The organism is Streptomyces sp. NPDC006476 (assembly GCF_040612015.1).
Taxonomy (GTDB): domain Bacteria; phylum Actinomycetota; class Actinomycetes; order Streptomycetales; family Streptomycetaceae; genus Streptomyces; species Streptomyces griseorubiginosus_B.
The window spans coordinates 31,379-51,303 of sequence record NZ_JBEXPK010000043.1; the positions used below are offsets into that span (position 1 = coordinate 31,379).

Annotated in this window: 20 protein-coding genes; 8 read left to right on the forward strand and 12 right to left on the reverse strand. The window is 71.5% G+C overall.

Annotated elements, in window-relative coordinates:
* Positions 1 to 91 precede the first annotated feature (91 nt).
* The 6 genes from ABZZ74_RS35970 to ABZZ74_RS35995 all read left to right on the forward strand — a co-directional run bounded on the left by ABZZ74_RS35970 (position 92) and on the right by ABZZ74_RS35995 (position 4,977).
* Complete coding sequence (locus ABZZ74_RS35970) at positions 92 to 1,150, forward strand: energy-coupling factor ABC transporter permease (RefSeq protein ID WP_356772268.1); 1,059 nt, start codon at positions 92 to 94, stop codon at positions 1,148 to 1,150.
* Between the two features lies 1 nt (position 1,151).
* Positions 1,152 to 1,913: a cobalt ECF transporter T component CbiQ gene (gene cbiQ / locus ABZZ74_RS35975; RefSeq protein WP_356772270.1), complete on the forward strand. Its 762-nt coding sequence runs from the start codon at positions 1,152 to 1,154 to the stop codon at positions 1,911 to 1,913.
* Between the two features lie 39 nt (positions 1,914 to 1,952).
* The gene (locus tag ABZZ74_RS35980; protein WP_356772272.1) at positions 1,953 to 2,720 is read left to right on the forward strand and encodes an ABC transporter ATP-binding protein; all 768 of its coding nucleotides are present in this window, start codon (positions 1,953 to 1,955) and stop codon (positions 2,718 to 2,720) included.
* A complete protein-coding gene (locus tag ABZZ74_RS35985) occupies positions 2,717 to 3,172 on the forward strand; it encodes a MarR family transcriptional regulator (RefSeq protein ID WP_356772274.1) in 456 nt (151 codons plus the stop codon). Before ABZZ74_RS35980 ends, ABZZ74_RS35985 begins: the two co-directional genes overlap by 4 nt.
* A 105-nt stretch (positions 3,173 to 3,277) precedes the next feature.
* Positions 3,278 to 3,736 (forward strand): organic hydroperoxide resistance protein, encoded by a 459-nt coding sequence (locus ABZZ74_RS35990; RefSeq protein ID WP_356772276.1) that lies wholly within the window; start codon positions 3,278 to 3,280, stop codon positions 3,734 to 3,736.
* 74 nt (positions 3,737 to 3,810) lie between these two features.
* Positions 3,811 to 4,977, forward strand: coding sequence for a serine hydrolase domain-containing protein (locus tag ABZZ74_RS35995; protein WP_356772278.1), 1,167 nt, complete (start codon positions 3,811 to 3,813; stop codon positions 4,975 to 4,977).
* A gap of 43 nt (positions 4,978 to 5,020) precedes the next feature.
* On the opposite strand, the gene ABZZ74_RS36000 is transcribed toward ABZZ74_RS35995, so the two are convergent.
* The 7 genes from ABZZ74_RS36000 to ABZZ74_RS36030 all read right to left on the reverse strand — a co-directional run bounded on the left by ABZZ74_RS36000 (position 5,021) and on the right by ABZZ74_RS36030 (position 11,039).
* Positions 5,021 to 5,296, reverse strand: coding sequence for a DUF1876 domain-containing protein (locus ABZZ74_RS36000; protein WP_356772280.1), 276 nt, complete (start codon positions 5,294 to 5,296; stop codon positions 5,021 to 5,023).
* A gap of 93 nt (positions 5,297 to 5,389) precedes the next feature.
* Positions 5,390 to 6,235: a DMT family transporter gene (locus ABZZ74_RS36005; protein ID WP_356772282.1), complete on the reverse strand. Its 846-nt coding sequence runs from the start codon at positions 6,233 to 6,235 to the stop codon at positions 5,390 to 5,392.
* Complete coding sequence (locus tag ABZZ74_RS36010) at positions 6,232 to 6,729, reverse strand: YbaK/EbsC family protein (protein WP_356772284.1); 498 nt, start codon at positions 6,727 to 6,729, stop codon at positions 6,232 to 6,234. The genes ABZZ74_RS36005 and ABZZ74_RS36010 overlap by 4 nt, the downstream gene beginning before the upstream one ends.
* Positions 6,730 to 6,771: 42 nt before the next feature.
* A complete protein-coding gene (locus ABZZ74_RS36015) occupies positions 6,772 to 7,332 on the reverse strand; it encodes an isochorismatase family protein (protein WP_356772286.1) in 561 nt (186 codons plus the stop codon).
* A 128-nt stretch (positions 7,333 to 7,460) separates the two neighbouring features.
* Positions 7,461 to 7,949 carry a hypothetical protein gene (locus tag ABZZ74_RS36020; protein WP_356772288.1) on the reverse strand — a complete coding sequence of 163 codons (489 nt, stop codon included), beginning with the start codon at positions 7,947 to 7,949 and terminating at the stop codon, positions 7,461 to 7,463.
* Between the two features lie 158 nt (positions 7,950 to 8,107).
* Entirely contained in the window at positions 8,108 to 10,318 is a 2,211-nt protein-coding gene (locus ABZZ74_RS36025) for an MMPL family transporter (RefSeq protein ID WP_356772290.1), read from the reverse strand.
* Positions 10,319 to 10,445: 127 nt separating this feature from the next.
* Complete coding sequence (locus tag ABZZ74_RS36030; RefSeq protein ID WP_208780143.1) at positions 10,446 to 11,039, reverse strand: TetR/AcrR family transcriptional regulator; 594 nt, start codon at positions 11,037 to 11,039, stop codon at positions 10,446 to 10,448.
* A 164-nt stretch (positions 11,040 to 11,203) separates the two neighbouring features.
* Between ABZZ74_RS36030 and ABZZ74_RS36035 the strand changes: the two genes are divergently transcribed.
* Positions 11,204 to 14,431, forward strand: a complete 3,228-nt coding sequence (locus ABZZ74_RS36035; protein ID WP_356772292.1) for a S41 family peptidase — start codon at positions 11,204 to 11,206, stop codon at positions 14,429 to 14,431.
* A 157-nt stretch (positions 14,432 to 14,588) separates the two neighbouring features.
* On the opposite strand, the gene ABZZ74_RS36040 is transcribed toward ABZZ74_RS36035, so the two are convergent.
* From ABZZ74_RS36040 to ABZZ74_RS36055, 4 genes are all read right to left on the reverse strand, one after another.
* Positions 14,589 to 14,825, reverse strand: a complete 237-nt coding sequence (locus tag ABZZ74_RS36040) for a hypothetical protein (RefSeq protein WP_356772294.1) — start codon at positions 14,823 to 14,825, stop codon at positions 14,589 to 14,591.
* A gap of 88 nt (positions 14,826 to 14,913) precedes the next feature.
* On the reverse strand, positions 14,914 to 15,798 hold the full coding sequence (locus ABZZ74_RS36045) for an SDR family oxidoreductase (protein WP_356772296.1): 885 nt from the start codon (positions 15,796 to 15,798) through the stop codon (positions 14,914 to 14,916).
* Positions 15,795 to 16,712, reverse strand: a complete 918-nt coding sequence (locus ABZZ74_RS36050; protein ID WP_356772298.1) for an alpha/beta hydrolase — start codon at positions 16,710 to 16,712, stop codon at positions 15,795 to 15,797. The genes ABZZ74_RS36045 and ABZZ74_RS36050 overlap by 4 nt, the downstream gene beginning before the upstream one ends.
* Positions 16,709 to 18,208: an NAD(P)/FAD-dependent oxidoreductase gene (locus ABZZ74_RS36055; RefSeq protein WP_356772300.1), complete on the reverse strand. Its 1,500-nt coding sequence runs from the start codon at positions 18,206 to 18,208 to the stop codon at positions 16,709 to 16,711. Before ABZZ74_RS36055 ends, ABZZ74_RS36050 begins: the two co-directional genes overlap by 4 nt.
* Before the next feature lie 159 nt (positions 18,209 to 18,367).
* On the opposite strand from ABZZ74_RS36055, the gene ABZZ74_RS36060 reads away from it, so the two are divergent.
* Positions 18,368 to 18,985, forward strand: coding sequence for a MerR family transcriptional regulator (locus ABZZ74_RS36060; RefSeq protein WP_356772355.1), 618 nt, complete (start codon positions 18,368 to 18,370; stop codon positions 18,983 to 18,985).
* 74 nt (positions 18,986 to 19,059) lie between these two features.
* Here ABZZ74_RS36060 and ABZZ74_RS36065 read toward each other — a convergent pair whose 3' ends face one another.
* On the reverse strand, positions 19,060 to 19,866 hold the full coding sequence (locus ABZZ74_RS36065; protein ID WP_356772302.1) for an exodeoxyribonuclease III: 807 nt from the start codon (positions 19,864 to 19,866) through the stop codon (positions 19,060 to 19,062).
* Positions 19,867 to 19,925: the final 59 nt, after the last annotated feature.

Sequence of the window (19,925 nt, forward strand, 5' to 3'; positions counted from 1 at the left end):
GACGTCGGACATCTCACAAGCACGGCCACCGCCCGATCCACGATATCCTGGCTCTTGCAAAGGGTTCGCAATAACCCTCTATGATCGAACGGTGCATGTACCTGACGGATTCATCGACGCCCCCACCTCCGTCGCGACCGGCGTGGTCGCCGCCGCCGCGGTCGCGGTGAGCCTGCGCGGTGCGCGCCGGGAACTGGACGAGCGCACGGCACCGCTGGCCGGACTGGTCGCCGCGTTCATCTTCGCCGTACAGATGCTGAACTTCCCAGTCGCCGCGGGGACCAGCGGCCATCTGCTGGGAGGTGCGCTGGCCGCGATCCTCGTGGGGCCCTTCACCGGGGTGCTGTGCGTGTCCGTGGTGCTGCTCATGCAGGGCATCCTCTTCGCGGACGGCGGACTGACCGCGCTCGGCGTGAACATCACCGACATGGCGATCGTCACGACCGTCGTCTCGTACGCCGTCTTCCGCGTCCTGGCGAAGGTGCTCCCGCGCGGGCGGCGCTCGGTCACGGTCGCGTCCTTCGTCGCCGCGCTGGTCTCCGTGCCGGCCGCCGCGGTCGCCTTCACGCTGATCTACGCCGTCGGCGGCACCACCGACGTCTCCCTCGGCAAGGTCGCCACCGCGATGATCGGCGTGCATGTGCTGATCGGCGTCGGCGAGGCGGTCATCACGGCGCTCACGGTGGGCGCGGTGATCGCCGTGCGCCCGGATCTCGTGCACGGCGCGCGCGGCCTGCGACAGCGACTGAAACTGCGGGTGGACGGCGCGCTGGTCGACGTGCCCGCGCCCGAGGGAGCGCGCACGGCGCCCGTCGCGGCGCGCACCTCCCGCCGCGCGCTGTGGATCACCGGCCTCGCCACCTCCCTCGTCCTCGCCGGCGTCGTCAGCTTCTACGCCTCCTCCAACCCCGACGGCCTGGAGAAGGTCGCCCATGACAAGGGGCTCGACAGCAAGACCGAGCAGCACGCGTCGGCGGACTCACCGCTCGCCGACTACGGGGTGAAGGACGTCGAGAACGCCCGCCTGTCCGGGGGGCTGGCGGGCGTGATCGGCGTGGGCGTGACCGTGGTCGCGGGGAGCGCGGTGTTCTGGGTCGTGCGCCGGCGGCGTACGCCGGACGTCTCGCCGACGAGCACGGGCGCCGTCTGACATGGGCGCGGGACACGCGCACCGGCTCTACCGGCACGTGCACTCCCCCGTGCACGCCCTACCGCCCCACACCAAGCTGGCCGCCGCCTTCGGGTTCGTGGTGGTCGTGGTGTCGACCCCGCGCGAGGCGATGTGGGTGTTCGGCGTGTACGCCGTCCTGCTGGGCGTCGTCGCACACCACGCGCGCGTGCCGGCCGGGTTCCTGCTGAAGCGGCTGCTGATCGAGGTGCCGTTCGTGGCCTTCGCGGTGCTGATGCCGTTCGTGGCGGAGGGCGAACGGGTGGACGTCCTCGGGCTGTCCCTGAGCGTGAACGGCCTGTGGGGCGCGTGGAACGTGCTCGCCAAGGGCACGCTGGGCGTCGCCGCGTCCGTGCTCCTGGCGTCCACCACCGAACTGCGCGAACTCCTCCTCGGCCTGCAGCGGCTGAAGCTCCCGCCGCTGCTGGTCCAGATCGCGTCCTTCATGATCCGTTATGGCGACGTCATCACGGACGAGATGCGGCGGATGCGGATCGCGCGGGAGTCGCGCGGGTTCGAGGCACGGGGCGTGCGGCACTGGGGGGTGCTCGCGAAGAGCGCGGGCGCCCTGTTCATTCGCTCCTACGAGCGCGGGGAGCGCGTGCATCTGGCCATGGTCAGCCGCGGGTATGCCGGTGCGATGCCGGTCATCGACGAGGTGACCGCGTCCCGCGCGCAGTGGTCGTACGCCCTCACGCTGCCCTTCACCGCCCTTGTCGTCTGCCTGCTGGGATGGACCCTGTGACCACTGCTCCGGGATGGACCCTGTGACCACTGCTCCGGGATGGACCCTGTGACCGCTGCTCCCGCCTCCCTGGAGGTCTCCGGCCTCGCCTTCGCCTATCCCGACGGCCATCAGGCCCTGTTCGGCGTGGACTTCACCGTCGCGCGCGGCGAACGGGTCGCGCTGCTCGGCCCGAACGGCGCCGGCAAGACCACCCTCGTCCTGCACCTCAACGGCATCCTGACCGGCGGCGCGGGCACGGTGACGGTCGCCGGACTGCCCGTAGGCAAGCGGCACATGGCGGAGATCCGGCGCCGGGTCGGCATCGTCTTCCAGGACCCGGACGACCAGCTCTTCATGCCGACGGTCCGCGAGGACGTGGCCTTCGGGCCCGCGGCGGCCGGGGTCAAGGGCGCGGAACTCGAGGCACGCGTGCGTGCTGCGCTGGAAAAGGTCAGCATGGGGGACTTCGCGGACCGGCCGCCGCACCACCTCTCCTTCGGGCAGCGCCGCCGGGTCGCGGTGGCGACCGTCCTCGCGATGGAACCGGAGATCCTCGTCCTGGACGAGCCCTCCTCCAACCTCGACCCCGCCTCCCGCCGCGAACTGGCCGACATCCTGCGCGCGTTGGACGTCACCGTCCTCATGGTCACGCACGACCTGCCGTACGCCCTGGAGCTGTGCCCGCGCTCCCTGATCCTCAGCGACGGCGTCATCGCCGCGGACGGCCCCACCGGCGCAATCCTCTCCGACGAGGCCCTCATGCGCGCCCACCGCCTGGAACTGCCCTTCGGCTTCGACCCGCGGTCCGTGACAATGGGCGCGTGACGAACCAGGACGAGGACGAACTCGCCGCCGGGTCGCTGCTCCTCGACGACCAGCTGTGCTTCGCGCTGTACGCCGCCCAGCGCGCCGTGACGGCCGCGTACCGCCCGGTGCTGGAGGAACTCGGCCTCACCTACCCGCAGTACCTCGTCCTGCTCGTGCTGTGGGAGCGCGGCGAGACGACGGTGAAGGAGCTCGCCGACGCGCTGCGCCTCGACTACGGCACGGTGTCGCCGTTGCTCAAGCGGCTCGAGAGCGCCGGGGTTGTGCGCCGGGAGCGCGCGGCCCATGACGAGCGCTCGGTGCTCGTCGCGTGCACGGGGCGTGGAGAGGAGCTGAGGGAGCGCGCGGCGCGCGTGCCCGGCGCACTCCTTACGGCCACCGGTCTGGACACCGCGGGGGTCGCGAGGTTGCGCGAGGAGTTGTGGCGGCTCGCCCGAACCGTCACCCCCTGACCTCGGGTTACCCCCGGTCGCTACCCCCCGGTAACCCACCCCCGACCTACCGGCCAGTACCTTGTGCACGATGTACTCGCGCGCACTTGATGTGGGGGGCCAGCCATGAGTGACGACACCGGCGTCGACACAGCCGTCGACACCCGTCCGACAAAGATCATGTACGTCGCCGAGGCGACCGCCCACGGCGGCCGGGACGGCTTTGTCACCAGTCAGGACGGCCAGATCGAGCTGAAGGTCGCGATGCCGCCGCAGCTCGGCGGGGACGGCAACGGCACCAACCCCGAGCAGCTCTTCGCGGCCGGCTACAGCTCCTGCTTCCACAACGCGCTGATCCTGGTCGGCAACCGCGAGGGCTACGACCTGACCGGTTCGACCGTCGCCGCGAAGGTCGGCATCGGCCCGAACAAGCACCGCGGCTACGGCCTCGCGGTCGCCCTCAGCGTCTCGCTCCCCGTCCTGGACCCCGGCATCGCCGCGAAGCTGGTGGACGCGGCGCACGAGGTGTGCCCGTACTCGAACGCGACGCGCGGCAACATCGACGTAACGATCGTGTTGGGTTAGCGACACCGGGGAATCGCAGGCTGTGCAGGGGTGTTGACCCCACAGTCGCAGGTGATCCGGAGGGAAGTGCGGGCGTGGACGTGAACGGCGCGGTCACCGGGGGCTTCGAGCCGGTCCGGGAAGCGTTCGTCCGGAACTTCGAGGTGCTCGGGGACCGGGGCGCGGCGGTCGCCGTGTACCGGGACGGGCACAAGGTCGTCGACCTGTGGGGCGGCACGAAGGACGTGGACGGCGCCGAGCCGTGGGAGCACGGCACCGCGCAGATCGTGCGCTCGGCGACCAAGGGCGTCGCCGCCGCCGTACTCCTGCTGCTGCACCAGCGGGGAGAGCTGGACCTGGACGCGCCCGTCGGGGAGTACTGGCCGGAGTTCAAGGCGGCAGGGAAGGAGCGCACGCGTGTGTGGCACCTTCTGGCGCACCGGGCCGGCGTTCCCGTGCTGGACCACCCGCTGACGCCCGCCCAGGCCGCGGACCCGGCGCTCGGCGCGGAGGCGGTCGCGGCGCAGGCGCCGGTGTGGGAGCCGGGGGCGGAGCACGGCTATCACGCGCAGACGTACAGCTGGCTGACCGGTGAGCTGGTGCGGCGGATCACCGGCCGGGAGATCGGCGAGTGGATCGCCGCCGAGGTCGCGGGCCCGGTCGGCGCGGACCTCTGGCTCGGCCTGCCGGCCGGTCAGGAGACCCGGGTGGGCCGCGTGGGCGAGGCCGATCCCCCGGCGGAGGCGGCCGGTGTGCTGCGGACCCGCCCCAAGCGGGCCGTCGCCGACGCCTACGCCGACCCCGACTCCCTCACCCGCCGCGCCTTCGCCGCCATCACCCCGCTCCCCGACGAGAACGACCCCGGCTACCGCGCCGCCGTCCTCCCCGCCTCCAACGGCATCGCGACGGCGGAAGGGCTGGCCCGTTTCTACGCGTCGCTGACCGGCGAAGTGGACGGCGGCACACGGCTGTTCACCCCGGAGACGACGGAACTCGCCCGCGCCGAGCGCAGCGCCGGGCCCGACCGTGTGCTGGTCGTGAACACCCGCTTCGGCCTCGGCTACATGCTGCACGGCGCCGCGTCCCCGCTCCTGACCCCCTCCTCCTTCGGTCATCCCGGCCGCGGCGGCGCCCTCGGCTTCGCCGACCCGGAGACCGGCATCGCCTTCGGCTATGTGACCAACGGCTTCAGGAAGAGCGTGACGGCCGATCCCAGGGCGCAGGCGCTGGTACGGGCGGTACGGGACGTCGTAACGGCGTAGGGGCCAGGAAGCTCACGGCCGACGCGCCGTCACCTATCGCCCCTCACACATGGATCGGATGCGACGTCCGCCCCGAAGCCGAGTCGATCTCCCCGTGCGCCTTGGTCAACAGTTGCATCGCGATCTCGTTCAACGCCCGCGCACCGGCGATCTCCTCACCCACCCTCGGCTGACGGGGGTCGGTGTGGTGGCGGGTCGCGTGTCCGTGGGCCCGTACCTCGCTCCCGTCCGGCAGCCGGACCAGCGCGACCGCCTCGGTGTGCAGATCGTCCTCCCTGAACTCCAGCTCGACATGCCATCCCACAGTGGTGTGCATCATGACGATCACCTCCGGAACACCTGCTTCCAGAGTGCTCCTCGCAGAGCCCGAACGCACCACACTCCGCCATTCCCCGACCGCCCCGCTCACGCGTCAACCGGCCCGCAGCATCAACCCGATCCCCGCCACCAGCAACACCGCCGCCGCCATCCGGGGCGCGCCGAAGCGTTCTTTGAAGAACACCGCGCCGATGGCGGCGCCGACGATGATCGACGACTCGCGCAGGGCCGCGATCGGGGCCAGTTCCGCCTTCGTCTGGGCCCACAGGACCAGCCCGTAGGCGAGCACGGACAGCGCGGCACCGAGCAGGCCGACCGCGGCGAACGGCCGTAGGACGGTGGTGAACTGTCCGCGCAGGCGGTACAGGGCGTACGCGGGGATCGCCACGCCCTCCACCGCCATCAGCCAGGCGATGTAGCCGAGGGAGGAGCCGGAGGCGCGCACGCCGAGGCCGTCGACGACCGTGTACCCGGCGATGGTCAGGCCGGTGGCGAGGGCCGCGCCGATCGCCGCCCAGTTGGGCCGGCTGCCGCGCAGGCCCCACAGGGCGACCCCGGTCAGGCCCGCGCTGGACAGGGCGATGCCGGCCGCGGCCCAGCCGTCCGGCACCTCGTGCGCGAAGGCGGCGGCGAGCAGCGTGACCACCAGGGGCGCGGTGCCGCGGGCGATCGGGTACGCCTGTCCGAAGTCACCGAGGCGGAAGGACTTCATCAGCAGCGTGTAGTAGGCGAGGTGGATGACGGCCGAGACGGCCAGGTAGGGCCAGGCGCCCGCCGCCGGGACCGGGACGAACGGCATCATCGCCAGCCCGATCAGCGATCCGCCGCCCGCGATCAGGGTGAAGCCGACCAGCTTGTCGGTGATGCGGTGGGCGATCGCGTTCCAGCTGGCGTGCGTGACCGCGGCGGCCAGGACGGCCGAGGCGACCAGCGGCGTCACGAGCTGGGCTCGCGCACGTCCACGAGGGTGGCGCCGGCGTGGGCGACGAGGTCCTTTGGTTCCATCGGGAAGACGCTGTACGGCGTCCCGGCCGCCGCCCACACCACGTCGTGCGCGAGCAGTGAACGGTCCGCCAGTACCCGCGTCCTGGTCAGGTGCCCGAAGGGCGGCACACCGCCGATCGCGTACCCGGTGGTCTCCCGTACGACGTCCGCCCTGGCCCGCGTCACCTTCCCGGCGCCGAGTTCCGCGCGCACCAGCTCGACGTCGACCCGGGACGCCCCGTCCATCAGGACCAGCACCGGCACCCCGTCCGCCGCGAAGATCAGCGACTTGCAGATCTGGCTCAGCTCGCACCCGATCGCCTCGGCGGCCTCCGCCGCGGTACGGGTCGCCTCCGGGAAGCGGCGGACGCGGGCGTTGAGGTCGTCGAGGCCGAGTTCCTTCAGAGCCGCGGCGAAACGTGGATGGGCTGCCGATTCCAAAGCCGTCATGAACGGCACGCTAGCGGTACGTGTATGCGGCAGGCGACCGGGTTAGCCGAGCGGACCGAACGTCACGGCCTTCGTCTCGGTCACCGCCGCCGTCCGCCCCGGCGCCCCCTGCCAGCGCCAGTACAGGTTCGTGTAGGCGATGACCTGGTCCGGCGGCGGCGCGCCCCACTGCCGCTGGTCGTTGGCGGTGTGCGCGTCGGCGACGAGGGTGACGTCGTAGCCCCGGACGAACGCCCCGTGGATCGTGGAGCGTATGCACGCGTCCGTCTCCGCACCCGTGACGACGACGTGGCCGACCCCCGCGTCGGCGAGGACCCGCTCCAGATCGGTGGCCTCGAAGGAGTCTCCGTAGTTCTTGTGCACCAGGGGCTCGGAGTCGCCGCGCGGCAGCTCGGGCACGTACTGCCAGTCGTCGCTGCCCTTTTCGAGCCCTTCGTCGGAGTGCTGGACCCAGACGACCGGGACGTCCTCGGCGCGGGCCTTGTCGACGAGGGCGGCGATGTTGGCGACGACGGTGTCCCGCTCGTGTGCGGACGCCACGACGCCCTGCTGGACGTCGATCACCAGCAGGGCGGTGTTGGGCCGTTCCTGAAGTGTGGTCATGGGGGTCACGCTAGACGGGGCCACTGACAATCGCCCCCATCGGGCCCCCATCAGGCCCCTCGACTCCGGCCCACGGCTCAGGCCACGACTCAAGCCCACGGCTCCAGTTCACAGCCCAGGCCCACGACTCAGGCCCACGGAGCGTCCACGGCCGCCGTCTCCCCCGCCGCCGTCTCCCCCGCCGCCGTCTCCCCCGCCGCCGTCTCCCGCGCCGCCTGCGCCCGCGCCCGGCGTCCCGCGACCAGGCCGCCCGCCGCGCCCACGGAGACCAGGCCCATCATCGCGGCGGCGAGGATGCCCTTGACGCCGTCCATCGTGAAGTACAGCGCCACGGCCGTCGCTCCGTTGAAGAGGAACAGGAACCACAGGGTGCCGGGGCGGCCCAGGAACGCCTTGATGCGCGGCTTCTTCGCGAGGCGCGAGCCCGCCAGCAGGGCGACGACCGCCCCGGCCCCGCTCACGGCGTTCTTGGCGGTGCCGTCGAACGCCGCCCCGGCCGCCGTGCTCGCGGCGAGGCCGGCCAGGAAGAAGCCCCACAGCAGGACGTCGGCGAAGGCCTTGCGGACGGTGGCGGCGAAGGAAGTGGTCACGGACGTCGTGGACCGGGCGTGCTGCATGGGAGGGGCCTTTCGGGAAGGGGGTCCGCCGGCTGATCCGCCGACGTGATCCACGATCCCGTCCGGCGCCCCGCGCAACGAGGGAGCGGCCTCCCGAACCCGGGGTGTAGCGCACTACACCCCGCAGCTCAGGAGGCCGCCGCCGGCTCCCGGAAGGCTCAGGCCCGTACCAGCTCCCGCTCCTCGTCCGGGTCGATGTCCTTCGTCCCGTCCAGGGTCTTCAGGCCCTCGCCCTCGACGTCCACGTTGGGCAGCGCCCGGTCCAGCCACTTCGGCAGCCACCAGGCCCTGCGGCCGAGCAGCGCCAGCACCGCCGGGACGATCGCCATGCGGACGACGAACGCGTCGAAGAAGACCGCGATCGCGAGGCCGAAGCCGATCATCTTGATCATGGACTCGCTGGAGCTGATGAACCCTCCGAAGACGGCCATCATGATGACCGCGGCGGCGGCCACCACCCGGGCGCTGTGCCGGAACCCGGTGACCACGGCCTGGCCGGGCGTCTCGCCGTGGACGTACGCCTCCCGCATCCGCGTCACGAGAAACACCTCGTAGTCCATCGCGAGACCGAAGACCACGCCCACCATGAAGATCGGCATCATCGACATGACCGGGCCGGTCTGTTCGACCCCGAGGAGCCCGCCGAGCCAGCCCCACTGGAAGACCGCGACCACGGCGCCGAGCGCGGCGAGCACGCTGAGCAGGAAGCCGAGGGCCGCCTTCAGCGGGACCAGGATCGAGCGGAAGACCACGATCAGCAGCAGGAAGGCGAGCCCCACCACCAGGCCCAGATACGGGATCAGGGCGTCGTTGAGCTTCTGCGAGAAGTCGATGTTCATCGCCGTGGTGCCGGTGACCAGCACCTTCGCGTCCGTGTCGGCCTTGATGTCCGCGCCCTTGTCACGGATGGCGTGGACGAGGTCCTCGGTCTGCGTCGAGGACGGCTTGGACTTGGGGACGACAGTGATCATCGCGGTGTCGCCGGCGTCGTTGAACTGTGCCGGGGTCACCGCAGCGACGTCCCCGAGGCCCTTGATGGCGTCGGTCACCCGGGAGGCCGCCGCCTTGGGGTCGGCGCTGTCCTTGGCGTCGGTGACGATCAGCAGAGGCCCGTTGAAGCCCGGCCCGAAGCCCTCCGACAGCACGTCGTAGGCGCGGCGCTGGGTGGTGGAGGTCGGCTGGGAGCCGTCGTCGGGCAGGCCCAGTTCGAGCTGGGTGGCGGGTACGGCGACGGCACCGAGGCCCACCACGCCGAGCAGCAGGACCGCGGCGGGACGGCGTACGACGAAGCTCGCCCAGCGCTCGCCGAGACCGGGCTTGCCGGGCGCGTCGGAGGCCTTCTTGCGCCGCTTCTCGCCCGCCGCCCGTACCCGTCGGCCCGCGTATCCGAGCAGCGCCGGGATCATGGTGAGGGCGATGAGGACGGCCACCACGACCGTGCCCGCCGCCGCGAGGCCCATCTTGGTCAGCATCGGGACGCCGACGACCGACAGGCCCGCCAGCGCGATCACGACGGTGAGGCCCGCGAAGACCACTGCCGAGCCCGAGGTGCCCACGGCGCGGCCGACCGCCTCCTCGCGGTCGCGGCCCTCGGCCAGCTCGCCGCGGTAGCGGGAGACGATGAACAGGGCGTAGTCGATGCCGACCGCCAGGCCGATCATCAGCGCCAGCGTGGAGGTGGTGTCGCCGAGGTCGAGGGCCTTGGCGAGCGCGGTGATGGTCGAGACGCCGATGCCGACGCCGATGATCGCCGTCAGCAGCGGCAGTCCGGCCGCGACGAGCGAGCCCAGGGTGATGACGAGGACGATCGCGGCGATGACGAGGCCGACGACCTCGCCGGCCGCCCCGGCCTCGGCCCCGGACTGCAGCGCGTCACCGCCGACCTCGACGGTCAGCCCGGCGTTGCGCGCCTGCTGGGCGGTGTCCTCAAGGGCGGTGCGGGAGGCGTCCTTGAGCTCCATCCCGGATTTGTCGTAGCGCACGGAGGCGTAGGCGACCGTGCCCTCCTTGCTGACGGCGTGCTTTTTGAAGGGGTCGTCGACGGAGGTGACCTCGGAGCCGTCGGCCAGCTCCTTCACCGTCTTCTCGACGGTCGCCTTGTTGCCGGCGTCGGTCATCTTCTCGCCGGCCGGCGCCTTGAAGACGACCCGCGCGGTGGCGCCGTCGGAGCTCGTGCCGGGGAAGCGCTGGTCCAGCAGGTCGAAGGCCTTCTGCGCTTCGGTGCCGGGGATCGAGAAGGAGGTGGAGCCGGCGGAGGGGGCGCTGGCCGCAGCGACCCCCGCCAGGGTCAGCAGGGCCACCCAGAACAGGGCGACGAAATGCCGTCGCCGGAAGGCGAAACGGCCGAGTCGATAAAGGAACGTGGCCACGGAGGCGTACTCCCGGTCAGGTCGTGGGGTCTTTCAGGGCAGGGGTGATCACCGGCGGGGAGGCAGGGGTGATCGTCCCGACGACTTGAGCGGTGACGTCAGGTGCTGGGGAGGGTGCGGGGAGGGGTCAGGCGCCGAGGGCGGGGAGCACCACGGCGTCGATGTACGACAGGAGGAAGGCCTGCGTCGGCGGCCGTTCGTCGATCAGCGTGCGGGCGGCGAACCCACCGATCATCATGTGCATCACGTAGTCGATCGCGGGGTTGTCCGCACGGACCTCGCCCCGGTCGATCGCCCGTTGCAGCACCTGGCGGAACTCCGCCATCTCGGGCTCGATCAGATACTCCTTGAACGCCTTCAGCAGGTCCGGGTTGCCATGGATGGCCATGGCCAGACCTCGCATCAGGGCGGAGTTCTGCTCCATCTCGCAGTCGTCCGACGCCATCGTGAGCGCGTGCAGGTCACCCCTGAGCGAGCCGGTGTCCACCGAACCGCCCGCCGCGCCCGGCTTGTTGTGCCGCACGGCCTTCGCCACCAGCTCGGCCTTGCCGCCCCACTGGCGGTAGAGCGTGGCCTTGCTGGACTTGGTGCGCGCGGCCACGGCGTCCATGGTGAGGGCGTCGTAGCCGACCTCCCTGAGCAGGTCGAGCACGGCCGCGTACAACTCGGCCTCGCGCTCGGGCGTGATCCGACTGCGACGCGCGGTCGCGACCTCAGTCATGCCACTCACCTTTCCGCTCGGGGGGTGCCTTCCTCGTACACCATGAACATACCCTGAGAACGAGCGAAACGAAACCGTTTCGTACGTGTGCTGGCTCACGTGTGTGAAGGAACCGTAAGTATCCACAAGTTGCCCTGCCCCATCCAGGGGAAAAGCATGGGGAGGTGAGCTATCTGCGCCTGCCGCACCTGAGCGGCGACCTGTTGACCTTCGTGGCCGAGGACGACCTCTGGCTGGCCCCCCTCGACGGCCCGGGCCGCGCCTGGCGCCTCACCGTGGACCGTACCAAGACCGGCCACCCCCGCTTCTCGCCCGACGGCACCACGATCGCGTACACGAGCTGGCGCAGCCTGGTCCCCGAGATCCACGTCGTGCCGGTGGACGGCGGCCCCGGACGGCAGCTCACGTACTGGGGCTCGCCCGACACCCAGGTCTGCGGCTGGGACCCCGGCGGCACGGTCCTCGCCGTCGCCTCCCACGGCGAGCCCTTCTCCTACTTCACCTGGGCCTACAAGGTCACCCCCGACGGCTCCCCCGGCCGCAAGCTCCCCTGGGGCCCGGTCTCCGACATCCAGGTCGCCGACATCGCCGGCGAGCGCAGAACGCTCCTGCTCACCGGCACCCCGCCGCACGAACCGGCCGCCTGGAAGCGCTACCGGGGCGGCGCCACGGGCCGCCTGTGGCTGCACGGCGAACGCCTGCTCGCCGACCTCGACGGCCACCTCCACTCCCCCATGTTCGTCGGCGGCCGGATCGCCTTCCTCTCCGACCACGAGGGCATCGGCAACCTCTACTCCTGCGCGTACGACGGCTCCGACCTGCGCCGGCACACCGACCACGACGCCTTCTACGCCCGGCACGCCTCCAGCGACGGCACACGCGTGGTGTACCAGTGCGCCGGGGACCTGTGGATCGTCGACGACCTCGCCGGCGAGCCGCGAAAGCTCGACGTACGGCTGAGCGGGCCGCGCGCGGGACGCCGTACGTACCAGGTGCCCGCGGGCCAGCACGTGGACGGCATCTCGGTCGACGAGACGGGCCGGGCCAGCGCGGTCGTCGTGCGCGGCAGCCTGTACTGGCTGACCCACCGGGACGGCCCCGCCCGCACCCTCACCGACACCCCGGGCGTACGGGTCCGGCTGCCCGAAATGCTGGGCTCGAGCGGCCAGGTCGCCTACGTGACCGACGCCGAGGGCGAGGACGCGATCGAGATCGCCTATCTGCCGAGGGCGACGGGAGACCGCGAGCCGCGCCGACTCGCCTCCGGGCAACTGGGCCGGGCCCTGGAACTGGTCTCCGATCCGCAGGGCGAGCGCCTCGCCATCGCCTCGCACGACGGACGGCTCCTCCTCCTCGACGCGAGCGAGGACTCCAACGGCGAGGTGACCGAGCTGATCCACTCGGTCAACGGCCCGGTCCGCGACCTCGCCTTCTCCCCCGACGGGGCATGGCTGACCTGGTCGCACCCCGGGATCGGGCGGACCCTGCGCCAGATCAAGATGGCCCGCATAAGAGACCGCCACGTCATCGACGTCACCGACGGCCGCTTCGAGGACGAGGGCCCGGTCTTCACCCGGGACGGCCGCTATCTGGCGTTCCTGTCCTGGCGCGGCTTCGACCCGGTGTACGACGTCCACACCGGGGACCTGTCCTTCCCGCTCGGCTGCCGCCCCTACCTGGTGCCCCTGTCCTCGGCCACCCCCTCTCCCTTCGCGCTGAACCCGGAGGGCCGGCCGGCCGCCGGGGGCCTGGACCCGGTGGAGGAGGACGAGGGCGACGGCGCCGTGACCGTGGAGGTGGAGGGCCTGGAGAGCCGGGTCACCCCGTTCCCGGTCGCCGCCTCCAAGTACTCGGCGCTGTACCCGGTCGCGGGCGGCGGGCTGGTCTGGCTGCGCTGGCCGATCTCCGGCGCGCTGGGCGAGACCTTCGCCAACCCGGACGACACCACCGGCCGCCCCACCCTCGAGCACTTCAACATCAGCAAGGCGAAGAAGTCCGAACTCGTCGAGCACCTCGACTGGTTCGCGGTCAGCGGCGACGGCACCCGGCTGGTCGTGGTCGACGAGGGCGACCTGCGGGCGGTCCCCTCCACCGAGTCCGGTGACGGTGACTCCACGGTCTGGATCGACCTGCGCCGCATCCTGCACCAGGTCGATCCGGCCGCCGAGTGGCGCCAGTCCTACGAGGAGGCGGGCCGGCTGATCCCCGCGTACTTCTGGGACCCGGGGATGTGCGGCGTCGACTGGAAGGGGGTCCTGGAGCAGTACCGCCCGCTGGTCGAACGGGTCGCCTCCCCCGACGAGTTCGCGGACCTGCTCAGCGAGGTGCTCGGCGAACTCGGCACCTCCCACGCCTATGTCACGGCCGCCCGCCGCAACGAGGGCCCGCCGCACTACCAGCGATGGCAGGGCCTGCTCGGCGCCAACTTCGTGCACCGGGACGAGGGTTGGGTGGTCAAGCGGATCCTCCCCGGCGACTCCTCGGACTCCAAGGCACGTTCGCCGCTGGCCGGCACCGGCATCCGCGAGGGCGCGGTCCTCACCCACGTCGACGGCCGCCCCGTGGACCCGCTGACCGGCCCGTACCCGCTGCTCGCGGGCGCCGGCGGCACGACCGTGGAGCTGACGTTCACCCCCGCGGAGGGCGAGGCGGGCCGCTCCCGCCGGGTCGCCGTGGTCCCCCTGATCGACGAACGCCCCCTGCGCTATCAGGACTGGGTCGCCAAACGCCGTGCCGTCGTACGGGAGTTGAGCGCCGGACGGTGCGGCTATCTGCACATCCCGGACATGGGCGGTTCGGGCTGGGCCCAGTTCAACCGCGACCTGCGCATGGAGGTCTCCCGCCCCGCGCTCATCGTCGACGTGCGCGGCAACGCGGGCGGCCACATCAGCGAACTGGTCGTGGAGAAACTGACCCGCACCATCCTCGGCTGGGACCTGACGAGAAACGCCCAGCCCGTGTCGTACGCCTCGAACGCCCCGCGCGGCCCGGTGGTCGCCCTCGCCGACGAGGCGACCTCCTCCGACGGCGACATGATCACGGCCGCCTTCAAACTCCTGAAGCTGGGCCCCGTCGTGGGCCAGCGCACCTGGGGCGGAGTGGTCGGCATGACCGGGCGCCACCGCCTGGGCGACGGTACGGTGATCACCGTACCGATGAACGCGGCCTGGTTCGACGCGTACGGCTGGGGCGTCGAAAACAGGGGCGTCACCCCCGACTTGGAGATCCTCCGCACCCCGCTGGACTGGGCGGAGGGCCGCCACGCCCAACTGGACGACGCCGTACAACTGGCCGTGGACCTCCTGGAGACCAACCCCCCGGCAACACCCCCGGACTACAGCAACGTCCCAGACCGTTCACGTCCCAAACTTCCGCCCAGATCAGGTGCTTGAGGGGCGCGGGGCTGTATCGATGTGCGGCTCCGCCGCGTGGGCGCGATCAGCCCCCACCGGTCCGCACCCGACAACGCACCCATACAGCAACCCAAAAGTGGGGCGCCCCAAAAAACACAGGGCACCCCACCTTGTCGACTAAAGCCAAGCGCAGCGGCTACGCCTCGAAGTCCTCGAGCCGGTCCTCCTCGTGCCGCATGCGGTCCGACTCCTCGTGCCGCATGCGGTCCGACTCCTCGTCCCGCATCCGGTCACGGTCACGGCCCTGACCCGGGCCTTGGCCCTGGCCCTGCTGACGGCCACGCTGACCCTGCTCACGGGCCTGCTGGGCCTTCTGCTTGGCCTGCTCCTGCCGCTGCTGAGACTTGTCCTGGAACTGGTCCTTCATACCCATGTGGGTTCACTCCCATTGAGGGTGAGGGGAAAGGCCCTTGATCGGGCCTCGACCAGATTCACACGCCCCGACAACCCTCGCATTTCGATCAGTTACGCTGCGTAGCGCGCGCCGCCTCGTCCGCAGCCCCACCTGCGCCGACGAGCCCGCCGCGCATGCCCTCCAGCCGTGACCCGAACCGCCGCATCTCCCGCTGCCCGACGGTCCCGATGATGCCCGGCAGGTATCCGCGCACGCCCTGCATCCCGCGCAGCCACCACTGCCCGTACACATGGCTCGACCGCCGCTCGATCCCGGCCACGAGCCGGTCCACGGCCGGCCCCAGCGGGTAGGTCTTGTTGGACGGCCACGGCAGCCGCTGCCGCAACTCCCGCATGACCTCGTCCTGGTCGGCGCCGCGCACCATGTCCGTGTCGGTCCAGGACAGATACCCGACGCCGACCCGTACGCCCTTGTGGCCGACCTCGGCCCGCAGACTGTGCGCGTACGCCTCCACACCGGACTTGGAGGCGCAGTACGCCGTCATCATCGGCGCCGGGGTGATCGCCGCGAGGGACGCGATCTGCAGCAGATAGCCGCGGCTCTCCATCAACACCGGCAGGAACGCCCGTGCAGTGACGGCCGATCCGATGAGGTTGACCTCGATCACCCGCCGCCAGGCCTCCGGATCGGAGTCGACGAAGGGACCGCCGGTGGCGACGCCCGCGTTGGCGACGACGATGTCGACCTTCCCGAACCGCTCCTTGACCTCGGCGGCCACCCGGCTCATCGCCTCGTGGTCGGTGACGTCGGCGTACCAGTGGTCGCTGTCGCTGTGCAGCCGCCCGGAGACCTGCTTGAGGGCGTCCGGTTCCAGTCCGACCAGCGCCACCTTGACCCCGCGCGCCGACAGTTTGCGCGCGAGCAGTTCGCCGACTCCCCGCGCGGCGCCGGTGACGACCGCGACCTGTCCCTCCAGGCTCACCCTGCTCATGCACCCTCCTTGATCGTCACGTACGTCGTCACCAGGTCCCTGATCCGGGCCGTGACCAGCTCCGGCGCCTCCACCGGAGTCATGTGGCCGAGCCCCGGCAGCTCGGTCAGGCCCACACAGTCGGGCAGCGCGGCGACCAGCGCTCGCGCCTGCACGGGCGGTGTGAGCCGGTCGGCGGTCCCGACGACGACGGCCGTCGGCACCCTCAACTCCCGTACGGCGTGGTCGAGATCGAGCAGATCCAGCACCTGCGACCAGGCATGGCGCACCTTGCGCGGGCAGGCGTGCACGATCCGCGCGCACGCCTCCACCATGTGCGGTGCCGAACCCGGCCCCATCGTCCCGTACTTGAGGATCCGGCGCGCGAGGGGCGTGACCGGTCCGAGCGGCGCGCGCGAGCCGAGGATGTGCTTGGTCAGCCAGGTCCGCAGCGCCCCGGCCCCGATCGGTACGACGGTCGACTCGGCGACCAGCCGGGAGGATCCGGTGCTGCACAGCAGGACGGCGGCGACATGCTCCCGGAACCCGGGCCGCCCGCTCGCGGCCATCACGGTCATGCCGCCCATGGAGTGCCCGGCGACCACCGCCCTCTCACCGGGCTTCAGGGTCGCCTCCAGTACGGCCTCGAGGTCGTCCGCGAGGGCCTCCGTGCTGCACGCCGGGCTCGCCGGGCTGCGTCCGTGGCCGCGCTGGTCGTAGGCGATGACGCGGTGGTCGACGGCGAGGTCCCGGATCTGGGCCGCCCAGAAGGCGGTCGAGCAGGTCCAGCCGTGGGCGAGGACGACGGCGGGGGCGCCGTCCGGGCCGTGGATCTCCACGTGCAGCCGGGCGCCGTCGGCGGAGACGGCGATGAGCTCACTGGTCGGGGCGGGCGGGGCGTACGGCCCGGAGGCCACGGCGGTCAGGCGGCTCACGCGCCCACCTCCGCGGCCGACGCGGCGGGAACGCGCAGGAGTTCGTACTCGGCGAGATCGACCCGTCGGGTGGCCCGCCGGAACTCGGTCGTGGTCCCGGGCCAGATGGTGGTGTTACGGCCGCTGGGGTCGAGGTACCAGCTCGTGCAGCCACCGGTGTTCCACACCGTCCGTCGCATCCGCTCCTGCACCCGGCGGTTCCAGGCGGCGACCGCGCCCGGCCGGGCGTCCAGGGCCGCTCGGCCACCGAGGACGTCGAGCTGTCGCAGGAAGTCCGCCATGTAGGTGAGCTGGGACTCGATCATCAGGATCATCGACGAGTTGCCCAGCCCGGTGTTGGGCCCGATGATCGTCAGCCAGTTCGGGAACCCGGCGGCGGACGCCCCGCGCAGGGCCTCCATCCCGCCCTTCCAGGCCTCGGCGAGGGTCTTGCCCTCGGCGCCCACGACCCGTTCGGCGATGGGCATGTCGGTGACGTGGAACCCCGTACCGAAGATGATCGCGTCCACCTCGGCCTCGCTCCCGTCGGCGGCGACGACCGTGGAACCGCGGATCTCGCTCAACCCGCTCGCCACGACATCGACGTTGGGCCGCGCGAGCGCCGGGTAGTACTCACTGCTGAGCAGGATCCGCTTGCAGCCGATGCGGTAGTCGGGGGTCAACTTGGCGCGCAGGACAGGGTCCTTGATGGCGCGGCCCATGTTCCGCTTGGCCAACTGCTCCACGAAACCGAGCTCGTCGGGGTGCTTGGTGAACGCCTGGACCTGCAACTCCCGGATGCCCCACAGCAGTCCGCGCCGGGCCTTGGCGGTGAAGGGCAGCGCGCGGTGCAGCGCCCGTTCAGGCCCGGTGATGGCGCGGTCGACGCGGGGCAGCACCCAGGGCGGGGTGCGCTGGAAGAGGGTGAGGTGGCCGACCAGCGGCTGGATCGCCGGCACGATCTGGATGGCGGAGGCGCCCGTCCCGACCATCGCGACGCGCTTGCCGCGCAGGTCGTAGTCGTGGTCCCAGCGGGCGGAGTGGAAAACCTTGCCGGGGAATGAGTCCAGCCCCGGCACCTCGGGGATCTTCGGGTCGGACAGCGGCCCGGTGGCGGAGACGACGACGTCCGCGGAGAGCGACCCGGAGCTGGTCTCGATGTCCCACCGGAGCTTCGCGCCGTTCCAGGTCATCATCTTGACCTCGGAGTCGAAGCGGAGGTGCGGGCGCAGTCCGAAGACGTCCGTCACATGCTCCAGATAGGCGCGGATGTGCTCCTGCCCGGAGAAGGTGCGCGGCCAGTCGGGATGGGGCGCGAAGGAGAACGAGTACAGGTGGGACGGCACGTCGCAGGCGCACCCGGGATAGCTGTTGTCCCGCCAGGTGCCGCCCACGCTCCCGGCCCGCTCCAGCACGACGAAGTCGGTGACACCCTCGCGCCGCAGCCGTACGGCGGCCCCGAGCCCGCCGAACCCGGACCCGATCACCGCCACCCGCACATGCTCGTGTTCGGCCATGCCGTCGCCCTTCCTCCACAACTCCGCCAGTGAACACTGGCGCAATGGGAGGGTAGAGCAGCTCCGTACCGATGGGTAGGGGGTGCGGAAGGGAAAGTTACCGGCGGTACAACATAGGCTGCGGGCGTGACAGGGGCTGACGGACGACGCGAGTACCGCATGGAGGAGCTGGCGCGGCTGGCCGGCATCACGGTGCGCACCCTGCGCTTCTACCGCGAGCGCAAGCTGATCGCACCGCCCCGCCGCGAGGGCCGTATCGCCTGGTACGACGACCACCACCTGGCCCGGCTGCGCACCATCGCGGCGCTCCTGGAACGCGGCCACACCCTCACCGGCATCGCCGAACTGGCGGAGGCGCTGGACCACGGCCGCGACGTGGCCGACGTCCTCGGCGTCGCCCCCACCGAGGAGGAGCCGGTCCGCCTCACCCCCGAGGAACTCGCCGCCCGCTTCGAGGGCCAGGTCACCCCCGAGAACCTCGCCGCCGCCCTCGACCTCGGCTACCTGGGCACGGACGGCGACGAGATCGTCCACATCAGCCGCCGCCTCCTGGACGTCTCCTCCGCCCTCGTCCGCGAGGGCATCCCCCTCGCCGAGGTCCTGGCAGCGGGCGCCCGCGTCCGCGAACACGTCGACGAACTCGCCGAGATGTTCGCGGTCCTGGTCCTCCGCCACGGCACCGAGGACGACCTCCACCGCCTGCGCCCCCTGGCCCGCAGCGTGGTGGAGGCGGAACTGTCACTGGCGCTGGACCGGCGGTTGCGGAAGCGGGAGTGACTGGGGTCCGTCCCTTACCGGAGGTCGTGGACGACCGGGGAACCTTACCGGAGGTCGTGGACGGCCAGGGTGCCTTACCGGAGGTCGTAGACGACGGTCACGGGCGCGTGGTCCGACCAGCGCTCGTCATGCGTGGCCACCCGCTCGACGTACCCCTTCACGGCCTTGGCGGCCAGCCCGGGCGTCGAGACGTGGTAGTCGATGCGCCAACCGCTGTCGTTGTCGAAGGCCCGTCCGCGGTAGGACCACCAGGTGTACGGGCCCTCCGCGTCCGGGTGCAGGGCGCGTACGACGTCCACATAGCCACCGTCGGCCGGGTCGAACACCTGGGTGAGCCACTCCCGCTCCTCCGGGAGGAAGCCGGAGTTCTTCTGGTTGCCGCGCCAGTTCTTGAGGTCGGCCGGCTGGTGGGCGATGTTCCAGTCGCCGCAGACGACGACCTCGCGCCCGTCGGCGGCGGCCCGCTCGCGCAGCGACTTCAGGTGGACGAGGAACTCGGCCATGAAGCGGACCTTCTCGTCCTGCCGCTCGGTGCCGACCTCGCCGGAGGGGAGGTAGAGGGAGGCGACGGTGACCCCGGGCAGGTCGGCCTCGACGTACCGCCCGGTGGTGTCGAACTCGGCCGAGCCGAAGCCGACCCGGACGCGGTCGGGCTCACGGCGGGCGTAGAGGGAGACGCCGGCGCGGCCCTTGGCGGCGGACGGCGCGTGCACGACGTGCCACCCGTCCGGCATGCGCACCTCCTCGGGCAGCTGCTGCGGCTCGGCCCGCACCTCCTGCAGGCACAGCACATCGGCGGAGGTCCCGGCGAGCCACTCGACGAAGCCCTTCTTCGCGGCGGCACGCAGTCCATTGACGTTGACGGAGGTCACAGTGAACACGCCGGAACCCTACCGGCACACTGGACACAGTCCAGATCCGGTCTACGCACAGGTGTACG